Source organism: Petrimonas mucosa (assembly GCF_900095795.1).
Classification (GTDB): domain Bacteria; phylum Bacteroidota; class Bacteroidia; order Bacteroidales; family Dysgonomonadaceae; genus Petrimonas; species Petrimonas mucosa.
This window is the reverse complement of the sequence record NZ_LT608328.1, coordinates 597,403-623,257: the sequence shown is the minus strand read 5'-3', so window position 1 is coordinate 623,257 and position 25,855 is coordinate 597,403. Positions and strand designations below refer to the sequence as shown.

Genomic DNA, 25,855 nt, shown 5'->3' with positions numbered 1-25,855 from the left:
CTCAGAAGGTCATCTCGTCGGGATGAATACCTGTCCGGTAGTTCCGGTCGAGTGAACGGATGAGCTGCATCTCCTCCGGAGAGAGTTCGAAATCAAAGATATCCAGGTTAGCCTGCTGACGCTCCTTGCTGGACGACTTGGGAATGGCAATCACCCCGCGCTGAAGGTTCCATCTCAACACTACCTGAGCTGGCGATTTTCCGTGCCTCTCTCCTATCTCGAGCAGCACCTGCTCTCGAAGAAGGGGAACCTTGTTGCTGCCTAGCGGACTCCAGGCTTCACAGATGATCCCGTTTTCCGCGCAGAACCCTACCAGATCGTCCAGCACCACGTAGGGATGCATCTCCACCTGGTCTACTGCTGGTGGAACAGCTGCTTCATTCAGAATCTCCTCCAGATGGTGCTGCAGGTGGTTGCTTACCCCGATAGCCTTGGCCTCTCCCGAAGCATATATCTTCTCCATCTCCCTCCATGTGGAGAGCAGATGCCCCTTCACTGGCCAGTGTACCAGGTAGAGATCGATATAGCCGATGTCGAGCAACTGCATGCTTTTGCTGAAGGCCTGCGGAATGGCGCGCTTTACCACATCGTCGCCCCAAAGCTTGGTGGTAACGAAAATCTCCTCACGCGGGATGCCGCTCTCACGGATAGCTTTTCCAATCGGCGCCTCGTTCCTGTACATCGCAGCCGTGTCGATATGCCGGTAGCCCGCATCGAGGGCTGTCCTCATTGCGCGGTACACCTCCTCGTCAGTTTTCCCTAGCCTGTAGGTTCCCAACCCGAGCATCGGTATCTTTATACCGTTATTCAATAATGTATGTTCCATCTTTATCCGTTTTTCAACCGTTCTATCACATTTTCCTTATCACGGTGAATCTGTTCTACCAGTTGCCGGATGCTTCCGAACTTCTCATCACCCCTGATGAAATCGATAAATTCAACCGTCAGCGACTCGTTGTAGAGATCCTCGTTGAAATCAAAGATATTTACCTCGACACTGATCTCCGTGCCATTCTGCAAGGTAGGACGTGTTCCTATGTAGAGCATACCTCCATGCGTTTCACCCCTGAAATGGACCCTTACGGCGTAGACCCCCAAAAGAGGCACCACCTTATACTTCTCCCAAGCCTTCACGTTGGCCGTCGGAAAACCTATGGTGCGACCCACCTGATAGCCTTCCACTATCTTCCCGGAGAGGGTATAGTTATACGACAGCAGCCGGTTGGCCTGCAGAATTTCACCACTCATCAGCAATCGCCTGATCCGGGACGAGCTCACATTTTCGCCCTCCACTCGCAACTCCGTTGCCTGGATAACATTCATTCCCACTGAGTTGCCGTAAGAGAGGTAGGCATCAACGCCCTCTTCCCGGTTATGTCCAAACCTGTGGTCGTAACCCACAAGAAAGGTGTGTACCCCGATACGCTCCGTCAACACGTCAGTGATGAATTCACGTGCTGTAAGTCTGGAGAGTTCCGTAGTAAAGGGCAGGCTGATACAATAATCTACCTCTGTGGTAGCCAGCTGCTCAAGTTTTTCCTCATAACCGCAAAGCAGCTTGGGTTGATAGTCGGCCTGCAACACCTTTCGCGGGTGTACAGGAAAGGTGATGACAGCCGATGGCAATCCCAGCCGGCCAGCTTCGGCTTTTACCTGGCTGATCAGATGGCGGTGGCCGACATGTACACCGTCAAAAAAGCCCAGGGTTGCTACTACTCCGGGCAATCCGGTTTTTCTCCTATGGGATAAATCGATGAGTTGCAAGATAGTTTCTCTTTGTGAATACTCTTAACGTCTAAAGGATATCTTTGGTTTTTCGTATGAAGCAAAAGACCCCGAAAGCGAATTTCGAGGTCTTGCTGTCGTCCTTATTTTCATGTCAGATCACACCATATCTCCGGAATATTTTATCTATATGGTCGATGGCGAAATCGATCTGTTCGTATGTATGTGTCGCCATCAACGAGAAACGGAGCAACGTTTCGTTCGGAGCGACGGCGGGAGGAACTACCGGGTTCACGAAGATACCCTCTTCAAACAGCTCTTTCGTTATGGCAAAGGTCTTCTCGTCGCTGCGGACATAGAGCGGAATGATCGGCGTTGAAGTGGGACCCACCTCGAAGCCGCGATCCTTGAACTGCTGAATGGTATAGTGGGTCAACTCCCACAAGCGCTTGATCCGCTCGGGCTCGCTGCGCAATATATCCAGCGCTGCCGATGCGGCGGCAGTTGCTGCAGGCGTAATGCTCGCACTAAAGATATAGGTGCGGGCATTGTGCCGCAGATAATTGATCGTATGATAGTCTCCGGCGATGAAACCTCCGATGGAAGCGAGCGATTTGCTGAAAGTACCCATGATAAGATCCACCTCGGGCAACAACCCGAAATGGTCGCACGTACCCTTTCCGTTGTACTTCCGGCCCAATACCCCCAAACCATGTGCTTCATCCACCATGATGTTGGCGTTGTACTTCCTGGCCAGCTTGACGATTCCCGGCAGATCGGCCAGATCTCCCTCCATACTGAAGACACCGTCCACTACAATCAGTTTCACCTTGTTGGGATCGCAACGCTTCAACTGCCTTTCCAGCGATACCATGTCGTTGTGGCGGAACTTGAACTTGGTTGAGAAAGAGACACGGGTCCCTTCGATAATGGAAGCATGGTTCCTTTCATCCCAGATGATATAATCTTCTCGTCCGGTGACAGCGCCCAGTACACCTTCATTTACCGTGAATCCGGTGGAGAAAACGATGGCGTCATCTTTTCTCAAAAAATTAGCCAGCTTGCGCTCGAGCTCTACATGGATATCCAATGTACCGTTCAGAAAACGAGAACCGGCCATGCCTGTCCCATACTTTCTGGTGGCTTCGATCGCCGCATCCTTTACTTTCGGATGGTTGGTCAGGCCCAAATAAGCGTTTGAACCAAACATCAACACTTTCTTGCCATTAATAACCACCTCCGTATCCTGATCGCTTTCGATAACCCTGAAATATGGATAAATGCCTGCCGATTTGAATTTCTGCGGGGCATCATATTTCATCATCTTCTCTTTTAACAGATTCATCAGATAAAAATTAAAATGAGTTGGATATTTTATCTATTTTCCAATAAAAACTAAGACACAAAGATACGAATATTTCTCAGAATGCGAAGTGAGCAGACAAAAATATACCGACAGGCAGAGTCAAGCAGCAAGTGCAATTTACATTAATTGTTTGTAAAACTCAACTTTGGGTGTGTTAAAGTCCAATTTTTTCCTCGGTCTTTCATTCAGCCTGTGCTGTATCCGCTTCAATCTGTCGGGTGGATAGTTCTTGAAGGACGCCCCCTTGGGGATGTATTGCCGGATGAGCTTGTTCGCGTTTTCGATCGATCCTTTTTGCCATGCCGAATAGGGGTCGGTGAAGTACACCGGGGCTTCCAGCATCTCCGTGATCCGTTCGTGCGCCGCGAACTCCAAGCCGTTGTCCGTGGTGATCGTCCTTATCACGTCCTTGTAGGGTAGCAACATGCGGCACAGCACCTTGGCCAACCCTTTCGAGTCCCTTCCGCGGGGCAGTTCCCCGATCATCACGAGGTTCGTCTTCCTTTCCGTCACCGTCAGTATCGCCTCCGACTGGTCGGCCCCTATCATCGTGTCCATCTCGAAGTCGCCGAAGCGCTTCCCGTCGGCCTCCACGGGCCTTTCCCGGATGCTCCTGCGGTTGGGGATGCCTCTAACGGAGCCCACCGGTCTCTTGCGGTGCTTGAGCCTGTGACGGCAATGCTTGTAAAGGTCGCCCCCGGCCTTCTTGTCCTCCCGGATCCACTTGTAGATGGTCTCGTGGGAGACCCGGATATTCTCCTTCTTTCTCAGGTGTCCGCTGATTTGCCCGGGCGACCAGTCCTTGCGCACGAGCCGGATCACCTTTTGTTTGATCCATTCCGGGGTGGCCCGGTTGCCGGGCAGGCGTTCCCTTCTCTCCATCGCCATCTCGTGGGCCAGTCGCCACGAGTAGCCCCCGCGCTTGTCCTTGTTGCGCTGCAACTCCCTGGACACCGCTGAAGGACTGACACCTATCAAGCTAGCGATCGTCCGCTGGGTGTCACCGTTTTCTAAACCTAAATAAATCGCGTACCTTTGTTCTGAAGTTAACTGTTTGTATTTTTTCATAAGCAACATAATAGTTAGTCAGCCCTTAAAAAGTATTCAATCGTCTATGATACAGTAAAATAATAGATATTTTCCTTGGTTATATCTGCAAGTTTTCGTAAATTTGAGATATAAATCTTGCAGAAAATCATGCTGGCAAAACAACAAGACCGTTCACAACACTCATTGTTCTTTTCACTGGAAAGCACATTGAATCATAAGCACCCGCTATTCATTCTGGCCAATAAAATTGATTGGGAGATGTTTGAAAGAGAGTTCTCACCCCTGTATTGTCCCGATAACGGACGTCCGGCGAAGCCCATTCGCCTGATGGTGGGATTATTGATCCTGAAACACATCCGAGATCTCTCGGATGAAAGCGTGGTGGAACAATGGAGTGAAAACAATTACTACCAGTATTTTTGTGGTGAACAGGAATTCCAACCTCGTGTTCCTTGTGAAGCGTCAGAGTTGGTTCATTTCCGTCACCGCATCGGCAAAGAGGGTATTGAGCTGATCTTAAGGGAGAGCATCCGTATCAATGGTAAAGACTCGAACGACAAGGACGTTTACATCGACACCACTGTCCAGGAGAAAAATATCACCTTCCCCACGGATGACAAACTGGCAAAGAAGATTATCAAGAGGTGCTGGAAGATAGCAGACAGGAACAGTTTGGATTTGCGCCAGAGTTACAGGCGAATCCTGAAAGATCTTTCCTACGATCAGCGCTTCCGAAATCACCCACGAAACAAGGGTAAAGCCAGGAAAGCGGATAAGAAAGTGAGAACCATAGCCGGACGGCTGGTACGCGATGTGGAAAGGAAGCTGGGTACCATGGTTGATGGTTACCGGAATGAACTGGACCTGTACAAGCGGGTACTGGCCCAGAAGAAGAAAGACAAGAACAAGGTTTATTCACTGCACGAGGTGGATGTGCAATGCATCAGCAAGGGGAAAGAGCATAAACTGTACGAGTTTGGAAACAAGGTATCCATCACACGAACCGGTAGCGGTGTAATTGTTGGAGCACTGAGTTTTAGAAATGAATTTGACGGGCACACGCTAGACAAGGCTATCGAGCAAGTGGAGAAGTTGACGGAAAGAAAACCCCGAAACGGTATCTGCGACAGGGGGTACCGGGGAAGAAGTAAAGTCAGGGATACACTCATCCACATCCCCAAATCCTTTTCAAAGGCTCTAAGCACCTATAGGAAGAATAAAGAGAGAAAGTACTTCCGCAAGCGGGCAGGTATTGAGCCTGTAATCGGACACCTGAAAGAAGATCACCGTCTCTCCTGCAATTACTACAAGGGAATCACCGGGGATGAGATCAATGTTATGCTCGCAGCTGCCGGATTCAACTTCAAAAGGATGATGAACAAGTGGAAGTCATCTTTTTGGCTCTTCCTTGAAAAGATAATTGTGTTCCTGAACAGGCAACTTCACCCCATCAGGGGAGGTGAAATTTTACAAACCAGAGAAAAATGGGCTTTTTAAGGCTCGACTAGTTAATTTTAGGGAGACTTCGGTCTCCTTTTTCTTTTATGTTGCTGTCCGACTCTCTTCGGGGGCTTGCGCGCCCCCGGCCGTTAGGCAAACCCCCCCGGTGTTTTTCATGATTGTTGTGAAGAATCATTTCAAAAAACAACACGTGGATGTTGCACTTCTAAGTTGAACTTAGGACAGTGCAAAGCTGTTGACAATAAATCAATTCATTATGCATCGCTGTCAGGAACCTCTCATCGAAATGCTTTCCGGTGCGGGATAAAAAAGCAAAAATATGCGTAAACATTTTTGTAGGAAAAACGTTTAACACGGTAGGATTAACGAATCATTAAAAACATACACCATGGTAAGTAAAAAGCTTGAAGACGCTATTAATGCGCAAATTAACGCAGAATTCTGGTCTGCCTACCTCTATCTCTCCATGTCGGCCCATTTCGCCAATCAGGGATTGATGGGATTCTCGAACTGGTTTAAAGTACAGTTCCAGGAAGAACAGGATCATGCACAGAAATTTATGAACTACCTGATTTCCAAAGGAAATAAAGTAGAATTGAAGCCCATTGAAAAGGTAGAAACCTCTTGGGAATCGATATTGAAAGCATTCGAAGACACCCTGGCACACGAAAGGGTGGTCACCGGACTGATCAACAACCTGGTCAGTATCGCAAGAAGCGAAAATGACTATGCAACTGAAAACATGCTGCAATGGTTTGTAAACGAACAGGTTGAAGAAGAGGAGACAGCACAGGGCATGATCGACAGCCTGAAGCTGATCGGCACCAACGGTTTCGGAATCTACACGATGGACAAAGAGTTGGCTCAACGGACCTACACACCGCTGGGCACCGGTACGACAGCCGAATAACCGTTATCTCCCGAGACATCTATAACTACCTTGCTCAAAGATCGCTTTTGTGCAAGGTAGTTTAGTTATTATCCGAAGCGTAACCCGCAACCTTCGGCAGGTGAAACCGGTTGGAGAGATATTCAAGGAATCAAGCAAATGAAAAGAAAATATAAGAAACTCATCAAATGTCTCATCCTGGACGCCATCGGAATGGTCTCCGCAACCTTGCCGGTGATCGACGTTATCTGGGCTCCGGTTGCAGCATCTATCAGTTACAGGATGTTTGGCGATAAACGGGGAAAATATACATCGATCATCACCTTTATTGAGGAGATCCTGCCTGTTACAGATGTGATTCCGTCGTTCACCATCTTTTGGTTCCTGTTCGACTTTCTGAAGATCGGTAAAAAAGCTGAAAAAGACAATCCAGCGGTGGATACAGATTTTATCGAAATACCCAATACCGAAACAGACAAATGAAGATAAGAAATATAGCCGGATGCCTGCTCCTCCTGCTTGCCCTGGCAGCCTGTGCTACTACAAAAAACAAGACCAGTTCGCTGTTGTGGCGAATCTCGGGGAACGGACTGGAGTCTCCCTCCTATCTGTTCGGGACACATCACCTGATCCCGTTATCGATTCTGGACAGCATCCCCGGTCTGCACGAAGCGTTCGACAAGACGGAGCAGACGGTGGGAGAACTGGATATGAGCAGAATGAATGAGATGCAGGCAGTGATCATGGGAGCGGCCATCATGCCTGACGGATACGACTACCGGTCGTTGACAAGCGAATCGGACTTCCGGTTGATCGACAAGATGCTGAAGGAGTATACCGGCATGGGGTTGGAGCAGCTCGACAGGATGAAGCCGGCCATGCTGAAAAACTTGATTATCGTCACGCTCTATCATAAATATTACCCTACACTTTCGGAGGAGATCAGCATCGATCAATATTTCCAGGAGGAAGCGGCGAGGCGTTCCCGTCCTGTGCGGTCGCTGGAGACCGCCGAAGAGCAGGCCCATCTTCTGTTGGAGTCGCAATCTATCGAAAGACAGGTCGAACTGCTTGTCTGTCTGGTGCATCACCCCGAGATGCTGAAAGCAGAAATCGACCGGCTACAGTCGGCATATATGGCCCAGGATCTCCATGCACTCAATACGATATATGAAGAGGAGCTACCCGATGATCCCTGCCCCTCCACCCCGGAAGAAAAAAGAGCTATCAACCAGGACCGGAACGAACGATGGTTATCACTGCTGCCCGACATGATGCAGGAAAAGCCTTCATTCATTGCGGTAGGGTGTCTCCACCTGGTGGGCAAGGAGGGGCTGATCGAGGGGCTTCGCAAATTGGGATACCGGGTTGACCCGGTGAAATAGGCCCTATACCCTCTTTTCCAGCAACACCACGTTCTCCACGTGATGGGTATGCGGGAACATGTCAACCGGCTGCACCGCCGTCACCTTGTATTTGGTATCCAACAGGCCCAAGTCTCGTGCTTGGGTTGCCGGGTTGCAACTCACATACACGATCCGCTTTGGTTCTGCCGCGAGCATGACCCGCAGCACGTCGTCGTGCATCCCGGCGCGAGGCGGGTCGGTGATGATCACGTCGGGACGACCATGCTCCCGGATAAACTCCGCCGTAAGGATTTTTCGCATGTCGCCGGCAAAAAAGGAGGTATTCGCGATGTTGTTGTTGCGCGAATTCTCCTTCGCATCTTCGATTGCCTCCTCCACATATTCTATACCTATCACCTTGTCGGCCATCCGGGCCACAAAATTGGCAATGGTTCCCGTCCCGGTATAGAGATCATAGACACATTCGCTACCCGTCAGCCCGGCAAACTCCCGCGCGATCCGATAGAGATTGTAAGCCTGGCGGCTGTTGGTCTGGTAGAACGATTTGGGTCCAATCTTGAATTGTAGTCCCTCCATCTCCTCCACGATATGATCGCGCCCCTTCCAGCAAACCACCTCCTGGTCGGTAATGGTATCGTTGGCCTTCCGGTTGATGATATAGAGCAACGAGGTGATTTGCGGGAATTTACCGGCAATGAAGTTGAGTAGCCGTTCCCGCTTCTCCTCGTCCTCCTCGTAGAACACCACAATCACCATCCACTCTCCCGCTGAAGTATTGCGCAGGATAAGCGTGCGCATCAGTCCGCTCTGGTTTCTCAGGTCGAAAAAGGTGTAGCCGTTCTCAAGGCAAAAGCTCCGGACGGCGTTACGGATCTGGTTGGAGAGATCGTCCTGCAGCCAACATTTCCGGATATCAAGCACCTTGTCGAACATGCCGGGGATATGGAATCCCAATCCGTTCATCTGCCCCGGATCACTCACCGAGCCCAGCTCCTGCTCAGTCAGCCACCGCTTGTCGGAAAAGGTGAACTCCAACTTGTTCCGGTAAAAGGTGGTCTCCTCGGCTCCCAAGATGGGGGAGATTTCCGGCAGTTCCACCTTGCCGATGCGTGTCAGGTTATCCTCAACCTGCTGCTGCTTATATTTCAACTGCTCTTCGTAAGGAAGAATCTGCCACTTGCACCCCCCGCAGACACCAAAATGGTCGCAAAAGGCAGCCGTTCTCTTTTCGGAAAGGGATTCAAACCGGACCACCCGTCCCTCGGCATAATTGCTCTTCTTTTTTGTAATCTGTATATCGGCCACATCGCCAGGAACGGCGAAAGGGACAAAGAGCGTCATCCCGTCAATCCGGGCAATCGCTTTACCTTCTGCCGCCACGCCGGTAATCGGTATCTTTTCCAACAAGGGTAGTTGCTTTCTCTTTTTTGCCATGGTTCATTTATTGAATGTGCAAAGGTATGCAATATTCCATTCTGCCCGAAACCTATTTTACCCGAATCTCGACCCGGCCGCTGCGAACCCCTTCCGCCTTTGCTTCCAACACAAGAGTCCCGGACTCTTCTCCTGCCTGCACCAAGGCTGTGAGCTGGCCGCTGAAGAGCTTCATCCGGGGAAGCTGGAACGACTCCAGGCTGGCCGGATTTCCATTGGCGACCGCCTTGAATCTGCCGGCACCCTTCACCGTGAAGCTGATCTCCCGGTCATCCGTGGGACAGAAATTGCCAGCCTTGTCCACGAGCTTCACATTCACGAAGGCAATATCCTCACCGTCGCCATCGATCTCGCGGCGATCGGCCTCCAGCACAATACGGTGCGGCTTTCCGGCAGTATGTATCTCTTTCTCTGCAACCGCCTTCCCATCGTTATCGTAAGCCACCACCCTTACCGTCCCCGGCTCATAGCGGGTATCCATCCACATCAGCCGGTACCGTTTCTGCCGTTCTAACCTTTTCCGTGCTTCGGCCGAATCGCTCCCTTCGAGTGGTACGGAGAGATCCTTCGTGCGGAGACCCTGACTCTTCCCGTTGATGAAGAGTTCGGCCGACGGGTAACTGGTATAGACAAAGATAGGTGTCACCTCCCCTTCACGTCCCTTCCAGTTCCAGTGGGGCAGGATATGGAGGGTCTCCGCGTCGCTGTTCCAGTGACTGCGGTAGAGATAGAAACGATCCTTGGGGATACCTGCCAGATCCACCGCCCCAAAGAGGGAGCTGTGGCTGGGCCAGGCGCTGTAGTAGGGGGTGGGCTCGCCCAGGTAGTCGATGCCTGTCCAGATAAACTCACCGATGGTATAGGGTAACTCATCGTGCTGGATGAAATCGTCCTCTGGCAGATTCGACCAGCTGCAGTGCTCCACGTCGTACGATGACGCCTGGTGGTCATCGTACTGGGCCATCGACCTCCGCACTACCGGAAACTTGTATACCCCGCGCGAACTGAGGGTGGAGGCGGTCTCACTGCCCAGTATGATCTGTTGTGGCAGGCGGTCATACGCCTCCCGGTAACGGAAGGGCCGGTAGTTGAATCCCGGGACCTCCATCATCGCCGCCATATGGTTGGAAAGTACCTGATCGGGCCGGTCCATCCCGTTGGTTACCGGACGCGTCGGATCCTCCCGGTGACAGATATCCTGCAGGAATCTCGCCACCCGCGAACCATGCTTATGGCTCTGCTCCTCCACCTCATTGCCGATACACCACATCACCACACTGGGATTGTTCCGGTAGTGGTGCAACAGGTTGACCAGATCCCTCTCCGCCCACGACTTGAAATAGCGGTTGTACCCATTTTTCACCTTCGGGATGGCCCATTCGTCGAAGCTCTCCACCATCAGCATCATCCCCATCTCATCGGCAATCCGGACAAATTCGGGTGCGGGCATGTTGTGGGAGGTGCGGATCGCATTGGCACCCATATCCTGCATGGTACGTATCTGGCGACGGATGGCCGCCTCATTGACGGCAGCACCCAGCGGTCCCAAGTCGTGATGGAGACAGACACCCTTGAACTTGACCTCTCTGCCGTTGAGAAAGAATCCCTCGTCGGGCCTGATCTCCAGGGTCCGGATTCCGAAAGGGGTGCAGTACTCATCCACCAGCCGACCATCTTCATACAGCCGGGATACCGCTGTATAGAGGTTCGGCTGTTTGATGTCCCACAACCGGGGATTTTCAACGACCAGCTCCTGTGAGAACTGGCCCATATCGCTTTCCGAGAGAGTGCTCTCTGCAGTAGCGACTGTCTGCTGCGTCTCATCCCTGATCTGAGTGACCAGCTTCAAGGTCCCCCCGCCGGCACTCTCCACGCGCGTACGGACATTCACCCGTGCAAAACCGGGGGTCACAACGGGAGTAGTGACGTAGCTTCCCCAGATAGGTATATATGTTTTCTCCGTAACAATCAGGTGTACATTGCGGTAAAGCCCTGCACCCGGGTACCAGCGCGACTGCTCTTCAAAATTTTCGAGCCGGACAGCCAACAGGTTCTCCCTCCCCTCCTCATGAACAAAGTCTGTAATATCGAAATAAAAACTGTTGTATCCGTTGGGCCAGTAACCTACCTCCCTGCCGTTTACATAAACCCGGGCATTGCTCATCGCCCCGTCGAACAGGAGATGGACCCGCTTCCCGCCGGTAAAGCCGGGGATGGTAAACCGGTTCCGGTACCATCCTGCACCGGTAAAGGGCAATCCCCCTGTCCGGCCGTAATGTTCAATAGCAGTGGTCTGTCCGTCCTGAACGATAGCCATCCGGTGGATATCGTTCGACTTGTCGAACGGGCCGTAAATGGCCCAATCGTGTGGAACCGTCACCGATTGCCAGTTGCCATCATTGAACCCGGATTGAGCTGCGGCCGGATTATCTTCGCGGGAAAAGAGCCACCCCTTTTTTAGGGTAATCTCTCTTCTTGGTTGTGCTCCGGCAGCGAAAACCGCTGCCAGAAGCAAAAGTATTGTTAGAAGTTGAGCTTTTCTCATAAAAAAGTGATCTTATGTTGTTTGTTGGAAATAATCGCCAGGCTTTGAGCAGGACTTTGAGCAGGACAAAGAAACGACTTTTTAGCTACAAAAACAAAGCGACACCCTCTCCTACATACCGGCATCCGTGGCTCCACCTACAGCTACGGGCATAAGACCCATCATCTTGCCAGTAGCTGCCACCCAAATATTAAAAATGTTAAATTTTTAAAAACATATTGCATTTTATTTTTTTCATCCTACATTTGCAGCAAAATAAGACGAAAATGTACACTTCACTTGCAAACAGATATTGGTGGCGTCACTTACTACCCGACCGGTCGTAAGGGAAGCAGTCGTATCTATCAGCAAGAATGAGCAACAATATAGAGAAGCCTGTCGCACCTGCGACAGGCTTTTTTCGTTGGAATTGACAAAAACAACAGGATATGCAAAAATTTTCAGTGGATAAATCGGGATTTTACGGTGAATTCGGCGGGGCCTATATCCCCGAAATTCTTCACCGCTGCGTCACCGAACTGCAGGACTCCTACCTGGAGATCCTGGAAAGCGACGCCTTCAGGGAGGAGTTCAACCGGCTGCTGAGGGATTATGTGGGCAGGCCGTCTCCGCTCTACCTCTCCGGCTACCTCTCCGCCAGGCACGGTTGCCGTGTCTACCTCAAGCGGGAGGACCTGAACCACACCGGGGCACACAAGATCAACAACACCATCGGCCAGATCCTCGTCGCCAAACAACTGGGGAAAAGCAGGATCATCGCCGAAACCGGCGCCGGACAGCATGGTGTGGCAACCGCCACCGTCTGTGCGCTGATGCAGATGGAGTGTATCGTATATATGGGCAAGACCGATGTGGAGCGACAAGCGGTCAACGTCAGAAAGATGGAGATGCTGGGCGCGACGGTCGTCCCGGTCACCTCGGGAAACATGACGCTGAAGGATGCTACCAACGAGGCGATACGCGACTGGTGCTGCAACCCCGCAAACACCCACTACATCATCGGCTCCACCGTAGGACCGCACCCCTACCCCGACATGGTGGCCCGACTGCAGTCGGTCATCAGTGAAGAGATCGGCAGGCAACTGATGGAAAAGGAGAACCGTCCCTCTCCCGATTACCTTGTTGCGTGCGTGGGCGGAGGCAGCAACGCCGCCGGAACCATCTACCACTTCCTTGCTGAGGAGAGAGTGAAGATCGTGCTGGCCGAAGCGGGCGGCAAGGGGATCCACAGCGGAGAGTCTGCCGCCACCATCCAGATCGGCACCGAAGGGATCATCCATGGATGCAAAACATTGGTGATGCAGACCGAAGACGGGCAGATCACCGAACCCTATTCCATCTCGGCAGGACTGGACTATCCGGGTATCGGTCCCATCCACGCCCATCTGGCTAAAACCAGACGGGCAAAGGTGGTTGCCGTCAACGACGACGAAGCACTGCGGGCAGGTCTTGCACTCACCCGAAACGAAGGGATCATTCCTGCCCTGGAATCGGCCCATGCGATAGCTGCCCTCGACAAGATCCGGTTCAACCAGGGCGATCTGGTTGTCCTCACCCTGTCGGGTCGAGGCGACAAGGACCTGGAGACCTATTTCAAGATCAACGATATTATAGAGTGAGTGAAGAAGGATTAAAATTGAAAAAAACAACAGCCATGTCATACGCTTATACAACGAACTGCAAAAAGGTGATGGGCGACCTCCATACGCCGGTAAGCCTCTACCTGAAGGTCCGTGACGCCTTTCCCCAGTCGGCTCTGCTCGAAAGCTCCGATTATCACGCCAACGAGAACAGCACATCCTATATCGGACTGAAACCGATTGCCTGCATCGACATTAACCGGGGCGAGTGTATCGAAAGCTATCCCGACGGCAGAACCGTCAATACCCGTATATCGGAAGAGGTTACCATATCAGCGGCATTGAGCAGCTTTATCAGCAATTTCCGGATCCAGGGCGACAATGCATCCCTAACGGGACTTTTCGGCTATACCACCTTCAACTGTGTGAAGTATACCGAGGGGATCAACATCAAGGAGAGTACCGAGGAGCGCAACGACGCACCCGATATGAGGTATATCCTCTACAAATACCTGATGGTCTTCAACCACCAGAGCGACGAACTGCTGCTGATCGAACTGCTTTCCGATGGCGAAGAGAGCTCCCTCCATATACTGGAGAACCGGATCAATGCCAGGAATTTCGCATCGTACGACTTCTTTATCCACGGCCGGGAATCGAGTCCCATTACCGACGAGCAGTTCATAGAGCATGTAAGGCAGGGGATCGATCACTGTTATCGGGGCGATCTGTTCCAGATCGTTCTCTCCCGCCGTTTCGTGCAGGAGTTCTCGGGCGATGATTTCAAGGTTTACCGCGCCTTGCGTACCATCAATCCCTCACCCTATCTCTTCTACTTCGACTTTGGCGGCTTCCGCATCTTCGGCTCGTCGCCCGAGACCCATTGCCGGATTACCGGCAGGACAATCAGCATCGATCCGATTGCCGGAACGGCCAAACGTACAGGGAACATTCAGGAGGATGCCCGGGCGACCGAACGCCTCAAAAACGACCCCAAAGAGAATGCCGAACACGTGATGCTGGTCGACCTGGCCCGGAACGACCTGAGCCGGAACGCCCAAAGGGTCAAGCTCGATTTTTACCGGCAGGTGCAGTATTACTCGCACGTCATCCACCTGGTCTCACGTGTAAGCGGAACGCTCGATGAGGGCGTCCATCCCATCCAGGCCTTTTTCGACACCTTCCCCGCCGGGACCCTCTCGGGAGCACCCAAGGTGAGGGCGATGCAACTGATCTCGGAGATCGAAGAGCACAACCGCGGGGCATACGGGGGCTGTATCGGGTTTATCGGTTTCAACGGCGATATCAATCAGGCGATCACCATCCGCACCTTTGTGAGCCGGAACAACCAGCTCTGGTACCAGGCCGGTGCAGGAATCGTATCACAGAGCGTTCCCGAGAATGAACTCCGGGAGGTCAACAACAAGCTGGGAGCCCTCAAGAAGGCGATCGACCTGGCAGGGAAGCTGAACAATGCATGACGTTTAACAGAACAGATCAAGAAGATGAAAATATTGATATTCGACAACTACGACTCCTTCACCTACAACCTGCGTCATGTCGTCCGCACATTGGGCTACACCGATATCGACGTCATCCGGAACGACAAGATCGATCTGGAGGAGGTGGTCAACTACGACAAGATTATCCTATCTCCCGGACCGGGAATTCCGGAGGAGGCGGGTGACCTGCTGCCCCTGATCCGGCAGTATGCGCATCTGAAAAGCATACTGGGCGTCTGTCTGGGTCACCAGGCGATTGGTCTGTCGTTCGGAGCCATCCTCGAGAACACTCCCCTGGTGCACCACGGCGTACAGACCCCCATCAGTATAGTCGCCCCCGATTATATTTTCAACGAACTCCCGGAGCGGATAGAGGTCGGTCGCTACCACTCCTGGATCGTATCGGACAACCATTTCCCATCCGAACTGGAGGTGACGGCCCGGGACGAGTCGGGAAAGATCATGGCAATCAGACATAAGAGCCTGGATATCCACGGCGTCCAGTTCCATCCGGAATCGGTCCTTACCCCATTGGGAACAACAATCGTAAAAAATTTCCTGGAAAAATGAAACATATACTTGTCAAGTTACTGGAGTACCAGTACCTGAGCCGCAACGAAGCGCGCGAACTGCTTATGGCCATCGTAAGGGGAGAGCTGCCCGACACACAGGTCTCTGCCCTGATCACAATCTTTCTGATGCGCAGCATCTCGGTAGAGGAGGTGCTCGGATTCCGTGAGGCACTGGTGGAGATGAGGGTGCCGGTAGAGCTGAAAGAGTACGGGGCCATCGATATTGTCGGAACCGGGGGCGACGGGAAAAACACCTTCAACATCTCCACATCTGCCTGTTTTGTGGTTGCCGGCGCCGGATATCCCGTTGTGAAACACGGAAATTACGGATCAACATCGGTCAGCGGATCGAGCAACGCCATGGAGCGGCAGGGGATCAGATTCACCACCGACATAAATATCCTGAAAAGAAGCATCGAACATTCCAACATCGCCTACCTTCATGCCCCGCTCTTCAGCCCGGCACTCAAGGCGGTGGCACCGGTGAGAAAAAGTCTGGGTGTAAGAAATTTCTTCAACGTGCTCGGCCCACTCATCAACCCGTCAGATCCGGAGTACCAGCTGCTGGGGGTTTACGACCTCTCGATGGCGCGTCTCTACAGTTATATCTATCAGGCGAGCCGTAAAAAGTTCGGCATCGTTCACAGCCTGGATGGCTACGATGAGATTTCGCTTACGGGGCAGTTCAAGGTGATCACCAACCGGGGCGAACAGCTTTTCATGCCCGAAGAGCTGGGGTTCAGCAGGGTAACAGAGGCTGAAATCTTTGGAGGAGAGACAATCGACGAGGCGGTCTCCCTCTTCAACAAGGTGCTCAACTGCACGGCAACGCGGGCCCAGATGGAGGTGGTTGTAGCCAATGCCGCATTCGCCATTCAGATCATCGAACCGGAGAAACCGATCGCGGAGTGTATCGGGATAGCACGGGAGTCGTTGTACGGAAAAAAGGCGTTGAATGCACTCAAACGGTTTATCGAAGTTAACGGATAAGAGAAACCCACATGAGAGATATCTTGAATGAAATCATCGCCCACAAGCGATACGAAATAGAGAGGCAAAAGAGGAGTATATCATACACCAGCCTGGAACGACAGGTGGCAGATTGCTCCCTACCCGTCTACTCACTGAAGGAGGCTTTACTCCGATCCGATACGGGAATCATCGCTGAGTTCAAACGCCGATCGCCGAGCAAGGGGTGGATAAATCAACATGCCGATGCGGTGGAGGTGACCGGAGGGTATGAGAAAGCCGGAGCTGCTGCACTGTCGGTGCTGACCGACCTCGCCTATTTTGGAGGCAGGCTGGACGACCTGCAACAGGTGGCAGCCCAGGCATCGATCCCGGTGATGCGCAAGGAGTTTATCGTGGATGAGTATCAGATCCTGCAGGCCCGGTTGGCGGGAGCCAGTGCCATCCTGCTGATCGCAGCGGCACTTACAGTAGAGGAGAGCTTCCGGCTTACACGGTTTGCAAAGCAGCTGGGATTGGAGGTGCTGCTGGAGCTTCACGACGAACGGGAGACCGGACATATTGCGCCTGAAAACGACATCATCGGTGTCAACAACCGGAACCTCGGCAGCTTCGTGACCGATCTGGAAAAATCCAGCAAGATGGCCCGATTGTTGCCAAAGGATGCCGTCCGGGTATCGGAAAGCGGGATCTCAAATCCGGAAACGGTGACGGCGCTTCGCAAGGCGGGATACCTCGGTTTCCTCATCGGGGAGAACTTCATGAAGCAGGCCAATCCCGGAGCAGGCCTGGCAAAGTTTATCGAAGGGATAAAATCGGGAAAGGGGGGCATGGGAAGATGAGACTGATCAAGGTTTGCGGAATGCGCGATGCGGCCAACATACAAGGGGTGGAACGGGCCGGGGCCGACTGGATAGGGTTTATCTTCCATCCGGCATCCCCCCGTTATGTAAGCGAGATTCCGGCATACCTGCCTCAACAGGCAAGGCGGGTAGGAGTCTTTGTGGATGCACCGAAAGAGCGGATCATCGAAACGGCATCGCTTTTCGGACTGGAGCTGGTACAGCTTCACGGCAGTGAGTCCCCACGATTTTGTGAGGAGATCCGGCAAACCGGCATAGGAGTGATCAAATCGTTGTCTGTGGGCGACCGGTTTCCCGATGAGACGGCAACCGAGTACCGCGACACGTGCGACTACTTCCTGTTCGACACCCAAACCAAACTACACGGCGGCTCGGGGAGGCGGTTCGACTGGAACCTGCTCTCTGACTACAGCGGCGACACTCCCTTTTTGCTGAGCGGCGGAATTGCTCCGCACGACACCGGGATATTGAAAACTCTCCTTCACCCGAAACTGATCGGGATTGATATCAACAGCCGGTTCGAGATTACTCCGGCCAAGAAGGATCTTCAAAAGATCAGACACTTTATTGCAACGCTGAAATCATAAATCACCTTCATCCAATATGAACAGAATAGATCGATTGTTTCAACAAAAGAGTAAAAACATCCTCTCCGTCTATTTCACGGCAGGATATCCCAACCTCGACGACACCGTCCCGATCATCCGGTCGCTCGAAAAAAATGGCGTAGACCTGATCGAGATAGGTATCCCCTTCAGCGATCCGATGGCTGACGGACCTGTCATCCAAGCATCGGGAACAGAAGCGCTCAGGAATGGCATGAGTTTGAAAGTGCTTTTCAGACAACTCGACCAGATCCGTACTGCGGTAGAGACCCCGTTGGTACTGATGGGTTATCTGAATCCCATCCTGCAGTTCGGGTTCGACAGGTTCTGTGCCGAGGCACAACGCTGCGGTATCGACGGGCTGATCATTCCCGACCTGCCATTTGCCGAATATATGCGGGAGTACAAGGGCAGTACCGAAAAATATGGTCTTCACATGATCATGCTGATCACTCCGGAAACGTCGGAGGAGCGCATCCGGCTGATTGATGAAAACACCGGCGGCTTTATCTACATGGTATCGTCGGCATCGGTCACCGGTGCAAAGTCGGGTTTCGGGGAAGAGAACCTGCAATACTTCAGGCGGGTGAACGGCATGAATCTGCGCCATCCCCGGCTCATCGGGTTCGGAATATCCAACAAGGCCACCTTCGACGCGGCCTGTGACCACGCTTCGGGAGCCATCATCGGCAGCAAGTTCGTCTCGTTGCTCGGTGGGGAGGAGTCGGTAGAGGCAGCAGTGCAAAAATTGAAAAAATCTGTTACCGGTTCATAACGGGAAATTGCCCATATTCACCTACCTTTGCATAATTTTTTGGACAAACAGGACCGATAGACAATTTCATGCTGTTTCAATCACACATCGGTGAGATCGCATCGCTACTGACAGCCGTATGCTGGACGTTGAGCGCCCTCTTCTTTCAAAAGGCGGGTGCAAAGGTGGGCTCGCTGTCGGTAAACATCATCCGGATCTTTCTGGGAATCCTCTTTCTTGGCATCACCACGCTATTTACCCGCGGGATGTTCTTTCCGGTAGATGCGGCGCCATACAACTGGTTCTGGCTGGGACTGTCGGGAGTGGTAGGTTTTTTTCTGGGCGACCTCTTCCTCTTCAAATCCTACACCCTGATCGGATCGCGCACCTCACAGCTGATCATGAGCCTGGCTCCGATGATAACGGCAATTATCGGGTGGCTTTTCCTGGCGGAGATATTGCCGGTAAAAAGTATCTTGGGGATAGTAGTCAGCATCACGGGAATCATCATTGCCGTGGCCGGCAAGAAGTTGAAGCTCAATATTCCGCTCAAGGGGTTCTTCTATGTGCTTGGCGGCGCTCTGGGGCAGGCTGTCGGCCTGGTGTTGAGCAAGAAGGGGATGGGCGATTACGATGCCGTTGCGGCCACGCAGATCAGGGCCATTTTCGGATTTGTCTCTTTTTTCCTGCTGGTCACTTTTCTGAAACGGTGGAGAAGGGTCTCCCTGGCCGTGAAAGACCGGGCAAGCATGAAATCCATCACCCTGGGGGCTGTTTTCGGGCCTTTCGTGGGCGTGGCGCTATCGCTATTTGCCGTGCAGCACACCCACACCGGCATTGCCGCTACGCTGATGGCTCTGGTTCCCATTTTTATCATTGTGCCTTCGGCCATCATGTTCAATGAAAAGATTACCGTCCGCCAGGTGATCGGGGCAGTGATCAGCATTGCCGGGGCAAGTATCTTCTTTCTGTGAAGAAGCTCACCTTGGAACTGTGTTCTTACCGCCGGGAAAAGACGGTATCTGAATACGCTCAGATATGTACGACATGGATCCCACAAATCCGATTCCGTTGTGTACGTTGGAGTAGGTAACCCTGGGTTCGGAGATAAAGTCGAACTCCTTATCGTAATCCCACTTTTCAACCGATTTCAGGTACGAATAATAATCGTGAGACAGCGTGTAAATCCGCACTTCTATTGGCGGATTTTTCACTTCGTGACTTAAATATTCCGGTTTCTCCCCCTCCTTTTCCGGTTTGGTGTGTTCCACTTTCACCGTGTATAATCCTCCGGTGGAGACATTTAACGTATAGGCATTATCTTTAAACAAGTTATCCGTAAAAACGGATGAACTATTTGTGGAGTAATTGTTATTGAACAGCTTTTCGAGGAAAAGATTTTTAGGATCTCTCGCGAAAATGGGATCATCCTGTGTTTCGACAGGCAAGTAAAAAGGATAATCTTTGTACTCGGGGTTCTCCGCAACGATCCTCAAAAGAAAATAATGTGCCACATCGTTTTTTTGTTTTCGAACCCCAATATGCAAGCGCATCCTCCGATAAAACGGCTCGTAAAATATTTCCGGAACTGGAATATAATATCCGCCGTACCCCCATCCGCTGTCTGAGTCCCAGGAATACTCGCCGTATGGATTCCAGTAGAATCCGAACGTATTGTTGCCTGGTGCCGGTACGAAAAACGTTGCCGTATCCACCTTTTCAATCGCAGCCGGTGTGGGAATAACGGTCTCCACCCATGCGGTCTCGAGGCCTGGTGCCGAAGCCTTAATCTTAACCCGGTCGCCGACTTTAACGTGTGACTCGGAACGGAAATAAGAATTTCCTCTTCGAGCCCGGTACTTGGCAGTATCTATGGCGAAGCGTTGCAGTTTTTCAACAAATGTATCGTTAACGTGCAATTCCACCGAAACATCTTTCAAATAAGGCGCAGTGCTGTCGGTATCGGTGAACAAGAAACTTTTGCTGACAGCAACGCTTATTGGCTTATCGGGTTCAACAACTCCATTCATCACAATAAGCGGCTTTTCATCGGAAAAATTCACTTCAAGCATACGCTCACACGACAGCAATAGAATCGTTGTTATCAGAAACGAAATATATTTTCTCTTCATTTTAGAATCTGTCTTGAATTTTATATTTCTATTTATTTCTACTTTCTTCACGTGTCGAGAGACCTATGAACCACCCGATACAGTCGGTCAAAACTTATACGTGTAAGAAAATGATGGGATAAAAGGGAAAATCGACAAACTTTTTAATACCGGTTTACTTCTGTCTTGTTTCTCTTCCTGAGTAAAAAACTCGGCCTCGGTAGTAGGCACTAAAATAAACGAATTGTGATGCGAATACGCATTGTAAATACTTAAATTCCAAATCCCCACCCGACCTTTCTTTTTGTGGCGGTAATAATTGAAACTTAAATCGAGGCGGTGATAGGAAGGCATTTTAAAATTGTTGAGTTTATCAATATAATCCGTTTCCTCTCCCATGTCGTTAATGTACTTTTGCTTTGCCAGCGTAGCCCAGTTACCGGTAGAATATATCCACGACGTGCTCACATCGAATTTTTTACCGAATTTATGCATCACCACCGCGTTTATTTTGTGGCGGTTATCGTATTTCGCCGGATAGACAAGTCCGCGGTTTATCTCACCGTTCGGAAAATGACGATTCGACCACGATAGCGTATAGCCCAACCATCCCGATGTATTTCCGAAAATCCTGCTCGCCATCATTTCCATACCGTACGATTTACTTAATCCTTGCGCTATACGCTGTTCCCAATTAAGATTACCCGAAAGCAAGGAAGTACCTTCCCTATATTCCACCTGATTCCTGGAAGATTTGTAATATCCTTCCAGCGAAAGGTCAAACCCGCGCCAACGTCCGAAAACGCCACCCGAAACCTGATGTGAGACCATCGGTTTTACATTTTTCGTAATGGGAACCCACAAGTCGTTAGGTAGATTTATCTTACTGCTTTGCAACAAATGTACATACTGGTTCATTTTGCCATACGATACTTTCAGCGACCAATCGTTGCCGAGCAGGTAACGTGCCGAAAGGCGGGGCTGTGCGCTGACATAAGATCTTCCCTGCACCAGGAATCCAGAAAAATGTATGCCCGTATTCACTTTCATGCGTTCGTTCAAAATCATTTCATCTTCAGCGTAGAACGAAAGTTCCTTTACCAAAACACGCTCGTTGGCAAAAGTAACGGTATCGTTTCGCTTCTCGGTATCGTTTTCTGTTGTCAAAACAATTCCGCTTTGTTCGGGACGAAACCGGTGGTGCAGCAACAATGTTCCGAAGCGGATAAAATGATTGCTCACCGGTGTGTAGTCAAACTCCAGGCGATAACCTATGTCCTGAATTCCGGAGCGGTAATGGGTATTGTCTTTTGTTTTATCGATCACTTTCTCAATCTTGTCCGAATTTTCTTCCGATATAATCAACTCTTTTTCGCTAATCGATTTAGTTACAATATCCGACGAGTATCGGCTGTAAATCAGTGTAGCATTGCTAAACAACTTATTGTTCATGGCATAGGCCCAATTGAGCGATGCCATTCGCGTGCCCCAACCGGTGTCAAAATTGGTTTTGTTCTTATTTATTTCGTGGTGCGTGTCGAACGCCGGATCAGGAGAATTGTTATCCGGATCTAAATTGTAAGAACGTTCACTTTTGGCATCCATATTCAGAAAGAGCTTGTCTTTCCCGTCGTAGATACTCAAAAAAAGGCGGCTTTGCTCGGAGAATTTATGGTTGACCTTGGCATTAAAATCATAAAAATAATATCCCACATCCGGTTTATTATAATCATCGGGATTGTCCTTTTCATCTTTCTTCCCCGCAAAATATAATGCAGGGCGCACCATTAAATCCAAGTATGTTCGGCGAAAGGAAACATTGAATGAAGTCTTCTCCTTCACTAGTGGACCTTGAAAATTAAATCGCGATGAAATCAGTCCGATGGAAGCCGTGCCGCCAAGTTTATTCATATCGCCGTCATTCATACGCACATCTACTACCGACGAAAGGCGACCGCCATAACGCGCAGGAAAGCTGCCTTTATAAAAATCCATGGTTTTCACCGCTTCGGGATTGAATGTGGAAAACATGCCGCCCAAGTGGTTCACGTGATAAAGCGGATTCCCATCCACCAGATAGAGATTTTCATCTAAATTTCCACCCCGCACGTACATACCTGCCACACCTTCGGTCCCGGCGGCCACACCCGGTAAAAGTTGCAGGGTTTTAATCACATCTTTTTCTCCCAAAAAAGAAGGCAAAGCCTGCAGCGTTTGCGTAGTAAGTGTTATCTTTCCGGTTTCTACGTTATGTAGTGGTCCGGTTTGCCTACCCTCTATCACCACTTCTTTAAGCAAAGAGGTAGGCTCTAAGAAAAAATGGATAACCGTGTCGTTTTCTACAACAAATGTGATCTCCTGTGATGTGTATCCTACGTAGCTTCCCCTTAAACGGACTTCTCCGGGGGGAATGGGAAGACTGAAAAAACCGAAATTGTTGCTTACGGCTCCTTTTTGCGAAAGCAAGTCGAATACATTGGCGCCGATAAGTGTTTCGCGCGACCCTGATTCGTGGATAAATCCGCTTATCGTAACGTTCTTCGGACGCTCTTTCAAAATAACATAATTGCCGCGGATCATAAATTGGATACCGGTCTTGCTGAAAAACTTTTCCAGCAAAGGTTGCAACAACATATTCCCTACATGAAGCGTTACGGGCGGAAAGTCCCTCAACAGTTCCGGATTGTATGAAAACGTGTATCCCGTTTGCTTCTCAATCTGTTGCAACACAGAGGTAACCGGCTGTTTTTCGACGTTAATTGTAATGTTTTGCTGGGCTGATGCTCCTAAAAAGGAGCAAACAGCCAACAAAACAAGGATAGTATAGCGTTTCATTTTTTCAAGTTTTGAGTTTTGAGTCGCGGAGATGGAACATTAACCGCTGCTCCAAACATAGAAGTCCGTTCCCTTCCCCCAACCGGGGGAGAGGGTTGCTTACTTTTCAATTTTTATATGAGTATCCAGTGTTAAATTAATAATATCAACAATTTCAATGATGTTTTTTTGTGTAAATGACGATGTAAACGTGAGCGTGGATTCGTCTCCAGGCAATTCTATCGGCACGTTATAGAAGTGCGACAAAACCAACGCCACCTCTTTCAGTTGCGTATTGTTGAATACAAGCGAGCTGTCTTTTCCGTTGATTTCCATCGAACTACCGGACGAAACAACCTTAACAATTTCGGTTCCGGAAGTGTAATGCACTGTCATACCGGCACTACACAATAGCGGAATAACGGGGCTTTCGGGCGTAAACTGCACTTTCCCCGACACCACGCTAAGGCGGGTTTCCGCGTTATCGGCCTGCACGGTAAATTCCGTGCCGAGCACCTGGATTTCTGCTCCGGGCGTGGAAACAACAAAGGGCAGGCTTTCGTTTCGAGCGACGGCAAACGAAATTTCTCCCAACATGGAAACACGGCGTTCTGACTTACCGAAACTTTTATCGTATTTCAATTGTGCTCCCTGTTGCATTTCGATTCGGGAACTGTCGGGTAACACATAGGAAACATTATCGGCTTTGGCTACCCACTTTGTTCCGGTACTTGACGTAAAATAAAAAACACTTACAACCAGCAATAAGGCGACAGCAGCCGCAGCACCATAGAAGACCTGCATCTTGCGCAAGTTCCGTTCGGGTGCGATGTGTTTTTGTATCCTTCTCCACCCTTTCCGGGAATCAAAAGAATTGGGTTTGTAATACCGGACTACAAACCGGATGCCCTCGTCTATATTATGTTGTGGTTGATTTTCCATTACATCATTTTCATTTTTGGCAATCTACAGATTTATTCCGGCCTTCAACAATACGCCGGAACTGGATTCTCTGTTAAAATACGGCTGCATAAATGCTTTGACCCCGATGAAAAATCGATCATTTATTGAATAAGAATCTTCAACAATTAAATTAAAACCGAATGCACTGCGAATCACAGGCTGGTTAAACTTATAAAAACTCAATCCACTCCCAATCCTGAAATCGTTTCTCCTGTTATTGCGAAAAGGAGATAAAAAAACATTCATGTTTGCTTGAAATAATTTTTCCGAATCTGACTTCCACTTGTCCACAACATTTAGCACAATGGATGGAGCAACTGTAAAATAATCCGACAGTTTAGCATCAAGTTCATATTCGCTAAGCACCAAAAAAACATTTCCCTGCTTAAGTGTGGAAAAACCCAGCCCTATCCGCAGATCTGTGTCACTATCCCGGCCTTGTGTATTTACAGCTAATACAGGACAAATAATAAGGCAAAGGGACACGATAATTTTTCTACACATTTCTTCTCTTCCGTTGCTTTTTCTACCTATAAGATGCAAAAAAGCAGAAAATCCCTCTCTCCAAAGGGAAATATTTTAAGCAAAGAAGAAGAGGTAAGCCTTGATATCTTTTGCACGTAACGATTGCATGGCACGCAGGACATGATTTTCCACGGTTTTTACGGTCAGCCCGGTTTGTTCGGCAATGTCCTTGTAGCGCATCCCGTCGCGCTTAGCCATTAAAAAGATTTCACGGCGCCGCTCCGGCAATTCGTCGATCATCTTCCAGACACGCGCTTCCATCTCGGCACGTTCCATCTGTTCGTCCCCTGTAAGCAACTCTTCTCCGGACCATTTATCGAGAGAGGTAGTTGGCTTGGCGTCGCGGATGCGGGTAAGGCAGTTATTTCGAACAGCAGTATAAAGATACGCTTTCACCGATTTGATCTTTTCCAGCTGATCCCTTTTATCCCATAAGTTTACGAATGTATCTTGTACCACATCCTCCGCCTCATCGGCGTCGCACAAAAAATGCAAGGCGTGCAAGCAAAGTTGACGATAATAGCCGTGATAATATTCCGAAAACTGTTTTTTTGAGGTCAGCATCAAATCTTTAGTATAGAACAAGGCGCAAAAGTAGTAAAAAAATGGAGATGTTCAAAGAAAGAATCACTGCCAGGCAGGTTATCGGAACAGTCCACAGAAGTCCGGGAAAAAATCGTTTTGCCTTTTTCAAAAGAACACGGATATTCCCGCTCGCCAATTTTCATCATCTAGCTGTTATTTTCAGTTTCCGGCAATG

Annotated in this window: 23 protein-coding genes; 12 read left to right on the top strand and 11 right to left on the bottom strand. The window is 50.2% G+C overall.

Annotation, left to right across the window (positions count from 1 at the left end; genetic code table 11):
* Position 1: 1 nt before the first annotated feature.
* The 4 genes from ING2E5A_RS02495 to ING2E5A_RS02480 all read right to left on the bottom strand — a co-directional run bounded on the left by ING2E5A_RS02495 (position 2) and on the right by ING2E5A_RS02480 (position 4,159).
* Complete coding sequence (locus ING2E5A_RS02495; RefSeq protein ID WP_071136051.1) at positions 2-826, bottom strand: aldo/keto reductase; 825 nt, start codon at positions 824-826, stop codon at positions 2-4.
* A gap of 2 nt (positions 827-828) precedes the next feature.
* On the bottom strand, positions 829-1,764 hold the full coding sequence (locus tag ING2E5A_RS02490) for a bifunctional riboflavin kinase/FAD synthetase (RefSeq protein WP_071136050.1): 936 nt from the start codon (positions 1,762-1,764) through the stop codon (positions 829-831).
* A gap of 115 nt (positions 1,765-1,879) precedes the next feature.
* A complete protein-coding gene (spt, locus tag ING2E5A_RS02485; RefSeq protein WP_071136049.1) occupies positions 1,880-3,070 on the bottom strand; it encodes a serine palmitoyltransferase in 1,191 nt (396 codons plus the stop codon).
* A 138-nt stretch (positions 3,071-3,208) separates the two neighbouring features.
* Complete coding sequence (locus ING2E5A_RS02480; RefSeq protein ID WP_071138153.1) at positions 3,209-4,159, bottom strand: IS30 family transposase; 951 nt, start codon at positions 4,157-4,159, stop codon at positions 3,209-3,211.
* A 129-nt stretch (positions 4,160-4,288) separates the two neighbouring features.
* Here ING2E5A_RS02480 and ING2E5A_RS02475 point away from each other — a divergent pair, with 129 nt between their 5' ends.
* The 4 genes from ING2E5A_RS02475 to ING2E5A_RS02460 all read left to right on the top strand — a co-directional run bounded on the left by ING2E5A_RS02475 (position 4,289) and on the right by ING2E5A_RS02460 (position 7,876).
* A complete protein-coding gene (locus ING2E5A_RS02475) occupies positions 4,289-5,638 on the top strand; it encodes an IS5 family transposase (protein WP_071136048.1) in 1,350 nt (449 codons plus the stop codon).
* Between the two features lie 352 nt (positions 5,639-5,990).
* Positions 5,991-6,512 (top strand): ferritin, encoded by a 522-nt coding sequence (locus tag ING2E5A_RS02470; protein ID WP_071136047.1) that lies wholly within the window; start codon positions 5,991-5,993, stop codon positions 6,510-6,512.
* A gap of 138 nt (positions 6,513-6,650) precedes the next feature.
* Positions 6,651-6,974: a hypothetical protein gene (locus ING2E5A_RS02465; RefSeq protein WP_071136046.1), complete on the top strand. Its 324-nt coding sequence runs from the start codon at positions 6,651-6,653 to the stop codon at positions 6,972-6,974.
* Positions 6,971-7,876 carry a TraB/GumN family protein gene (locus ING2E5A_RS02460; RefSeq protein WP_083373148.1) on the top strand — a complete coding sequence of 302 codons (906 nt, stop codon included), beginning with the start codon at positions 6,971-6,973 and terminating at the stop codon, positions 7,874-7,876. Before ING2E5A_RS02465 ends, ING2E5A_RS02460 begins: the two co-directional genes overlap by 4 nt.
* Positions 7,877-7,879: 3 nt before the next feature.
* On the opposite strand, the gene rlmD is transcribed toward ING2E5A_RS02460, so the two are convergent.
* Positions 7,880-9,292 carry a 23S rRNA (uracil(1939)-C(5))-methyltransferase RlmD gene (rlmD, locus tag ING2E5A_RS02455; protein WP_071136045.1) on the bottom strand — a complete coding sequence of 471 codons (1,413 nt, stop codon included), beginning with the start codon at positions 9,290-9,292 and terminating at the stop codon, positions 7,880-7,882.
* Positions 9,293-9,344: 52 nt separating this feature from the next.
* Positions 9,345-11,837, bottom strand: a complete 2,493-nt coding sequence (locus ING2E5A_RS02450) for a DUF4982 domain-containing protein (protein ID WP_071136044.1) — start codon at positions 11,835-11,837, stop codon at positions 9,345-9,347.
* 428 nt (positions 11,838-12,265) lie between these two features.
* Here ING2E5A_RS02450 and trpB point away from each other — a divergent pair, with 428 nt between their 5' ends.
* The 8 genes from trpB to ING2E5A_RS02410 all read left to right on the top strand — a co-directional run bounded on the left by trpB (position 12,266) and on the right by ING2E5A_RS02410 (position 19,656).
* Positions 12,266-13,456: a tryptophan synthase subunit beta gene (trpB, locus tag ING2E5A_RS02445; RefSeq protein ID WP_071136043.1), complete on the top strand. Its 1,191-nt coding sequence runs from the start codon at positions 12,266-12,268 to the stop codon at positions 13,454-13,456.
* A gap of 35 nt (positions 13,457-13,491) precedes the next feature.
* Positions 13,492-14,898 carry an anthranilate synthase component I family protein gene (locus ING2E5A_RS02440; RefSeq protein ID WP_071138151.1) on the top strand — a complete coding sequence of 469 codons (1,407 nt, stop codon included), beginning with the start codon at positions 13,492-13,494 and terminating at the stop codon, positions 14,896-14,898.
* 24 nt (positions 14,899-14,922) lie between these two features.
* Positions 14,923-15,489: an anthranilate synthase component II gene (locus ING2E5A_RS02435; protein ID WP_071136042.1), complete on the top strand. Its 567-nt coding sequence runs from the start codon at positions 14,923-14,925 to the stop codon at positions 15,487-15,489.
* The gene (gene trpD, locus ING2E5A_RS02430; RefSeq protein ID WP_071136041.1) at positions 15,486-16,481 is read left to right on the top strand and encodes an anthranilate phosphoribosyltransferase; all 996 of its coding nucleotides are present in this window, start codon (positions 15,486-15,488) and stop codon (positions 16,479-16,481) included. The genes ING2E5A_RS02435 and trpD overlap by 4 nt, the downstream gene beginning before the upstream one ends.
* 11 nt (positions 16,482-16,492) lie before the next feature.
* Positions 16,493-17,302: an indole-3-glycerol phosphate synthase TrpC gene (gene trpC / locus ING2E5A_RS02425; protein WP_071136040.1), complete on the top strand. Its 810-nt coding sequence runs from the start codon at positions 16,493-16,495 to the stop codon at positions 17,300-17,302.
* Positions 17,299-17,910 carry a phosphoribosylanthranilate isomerase gene (locus ING2E5A_RS02420; RefSeq protein WP_083373147.1) on the top strand — a complete coding sequence of 204 codons (612 nt, stop codon included), beginning with the start codon at positions 17,299-17,301 and terminating at the stop codon, positions 17,908-17,910. The genes trpC and ING2E5A_RS02420 overlap by 4 nt, the downstream gene beginning before the upstream one ends.
* Before the next feature lie 16 nt (positions 17,911-17,926).
* Positions 17,927-18,703, top strand: a complete 777-nt coding sequence (gene trpA, locus ING2E5A_RS02415; RefSeq protein WP_071136038.1) for a tryptophan synthase subunit alpha — start codon at positions 17,927-17,929, stop codon at positions 18,701-18,703.
* Between the two features lie 68 nt (positions 18,704-18,771).
* Entirely contained in the window at positions 18,772-19,656 is an 885-nt protein-coding gene (locus ING2E5A_RS02410; protein WP_071136037.1) for a DMT family transporter, read from the top strand.
* A 6-nt stretch (positions 19,657-19,662) separates the two neighbouring features.
* Here ING2E5A_RS02410 and ING2E5A_RS02405 read toward each other — a convergent pair whose 3' ends face one another.
* The 5 genes from ING2E5A_RS02405 to ING2E5A_RS02385 form a co-directional block, all read right to left on the bottom strand.
* Positions 19,663-20,814 (bottom strand): DUF4249 family protein, encoded by a 1,152-nt coding sequence (locus tag ING2E5A_RS02405; protein ID WP_083373146.1) that lies wholly within the window; start codon positions 20,812-20,814, stop codon positions 19,663-19,665.
* An 87-nt stretch (positions 20,815-20,901) separates the two neighbouring features.
* Positions 20,902-23,628: a TonB-dependent receptor gene (locus ING2E5A_RS02400; RefSeq protein WP_071136035.1), complete on the bottom strand. Its 2,727-nt coding sequence runs from the start codon at positions 23,626-23,628 to the stop codon at positions 20,902-20,904.
* 99 nt (positions 23,629-23,727) lie between these two features.
* Complete coding sequence (locus ING2E5A_RS02395; protein ID WP_071136034.1) at positions 23,728-24,549, bottom strand: FecR family protein; 822 nt, start codon at positions 24,547-24,549, stop codon at positions 23,728-23,730.
* Positions 24,550-24,573: 24 nt separating this feature from the next.
* Positions 24,574-25,074 carry a hypothetical protein gene (locus ING2E5A_RS02390; protein WP_143102518.1) on the bottom strand — a complete coding sequence of 167 codons (501 nt, stop codon included), beginning with the start codon at positions 25,072-25,074 and terminating at the stop codon, positions 24,574-24,576.
* A gap of 75 nt (positions 25,075-25,149) precedes the next feature.
* Positions 25,150-25,659, bottom strand: a complete 510-nt coding sequence (locus tag ING2E5A_RS02385) for an RNA polymerase sigma-70 factor (protein ID WP_071136032.1) — start codon at positions 25,657-25,659, stop codon at positions 25,150-25,152.
* Between the last annotated feature and the right edge of the window lie 196 nt (positions 25,660-25,855).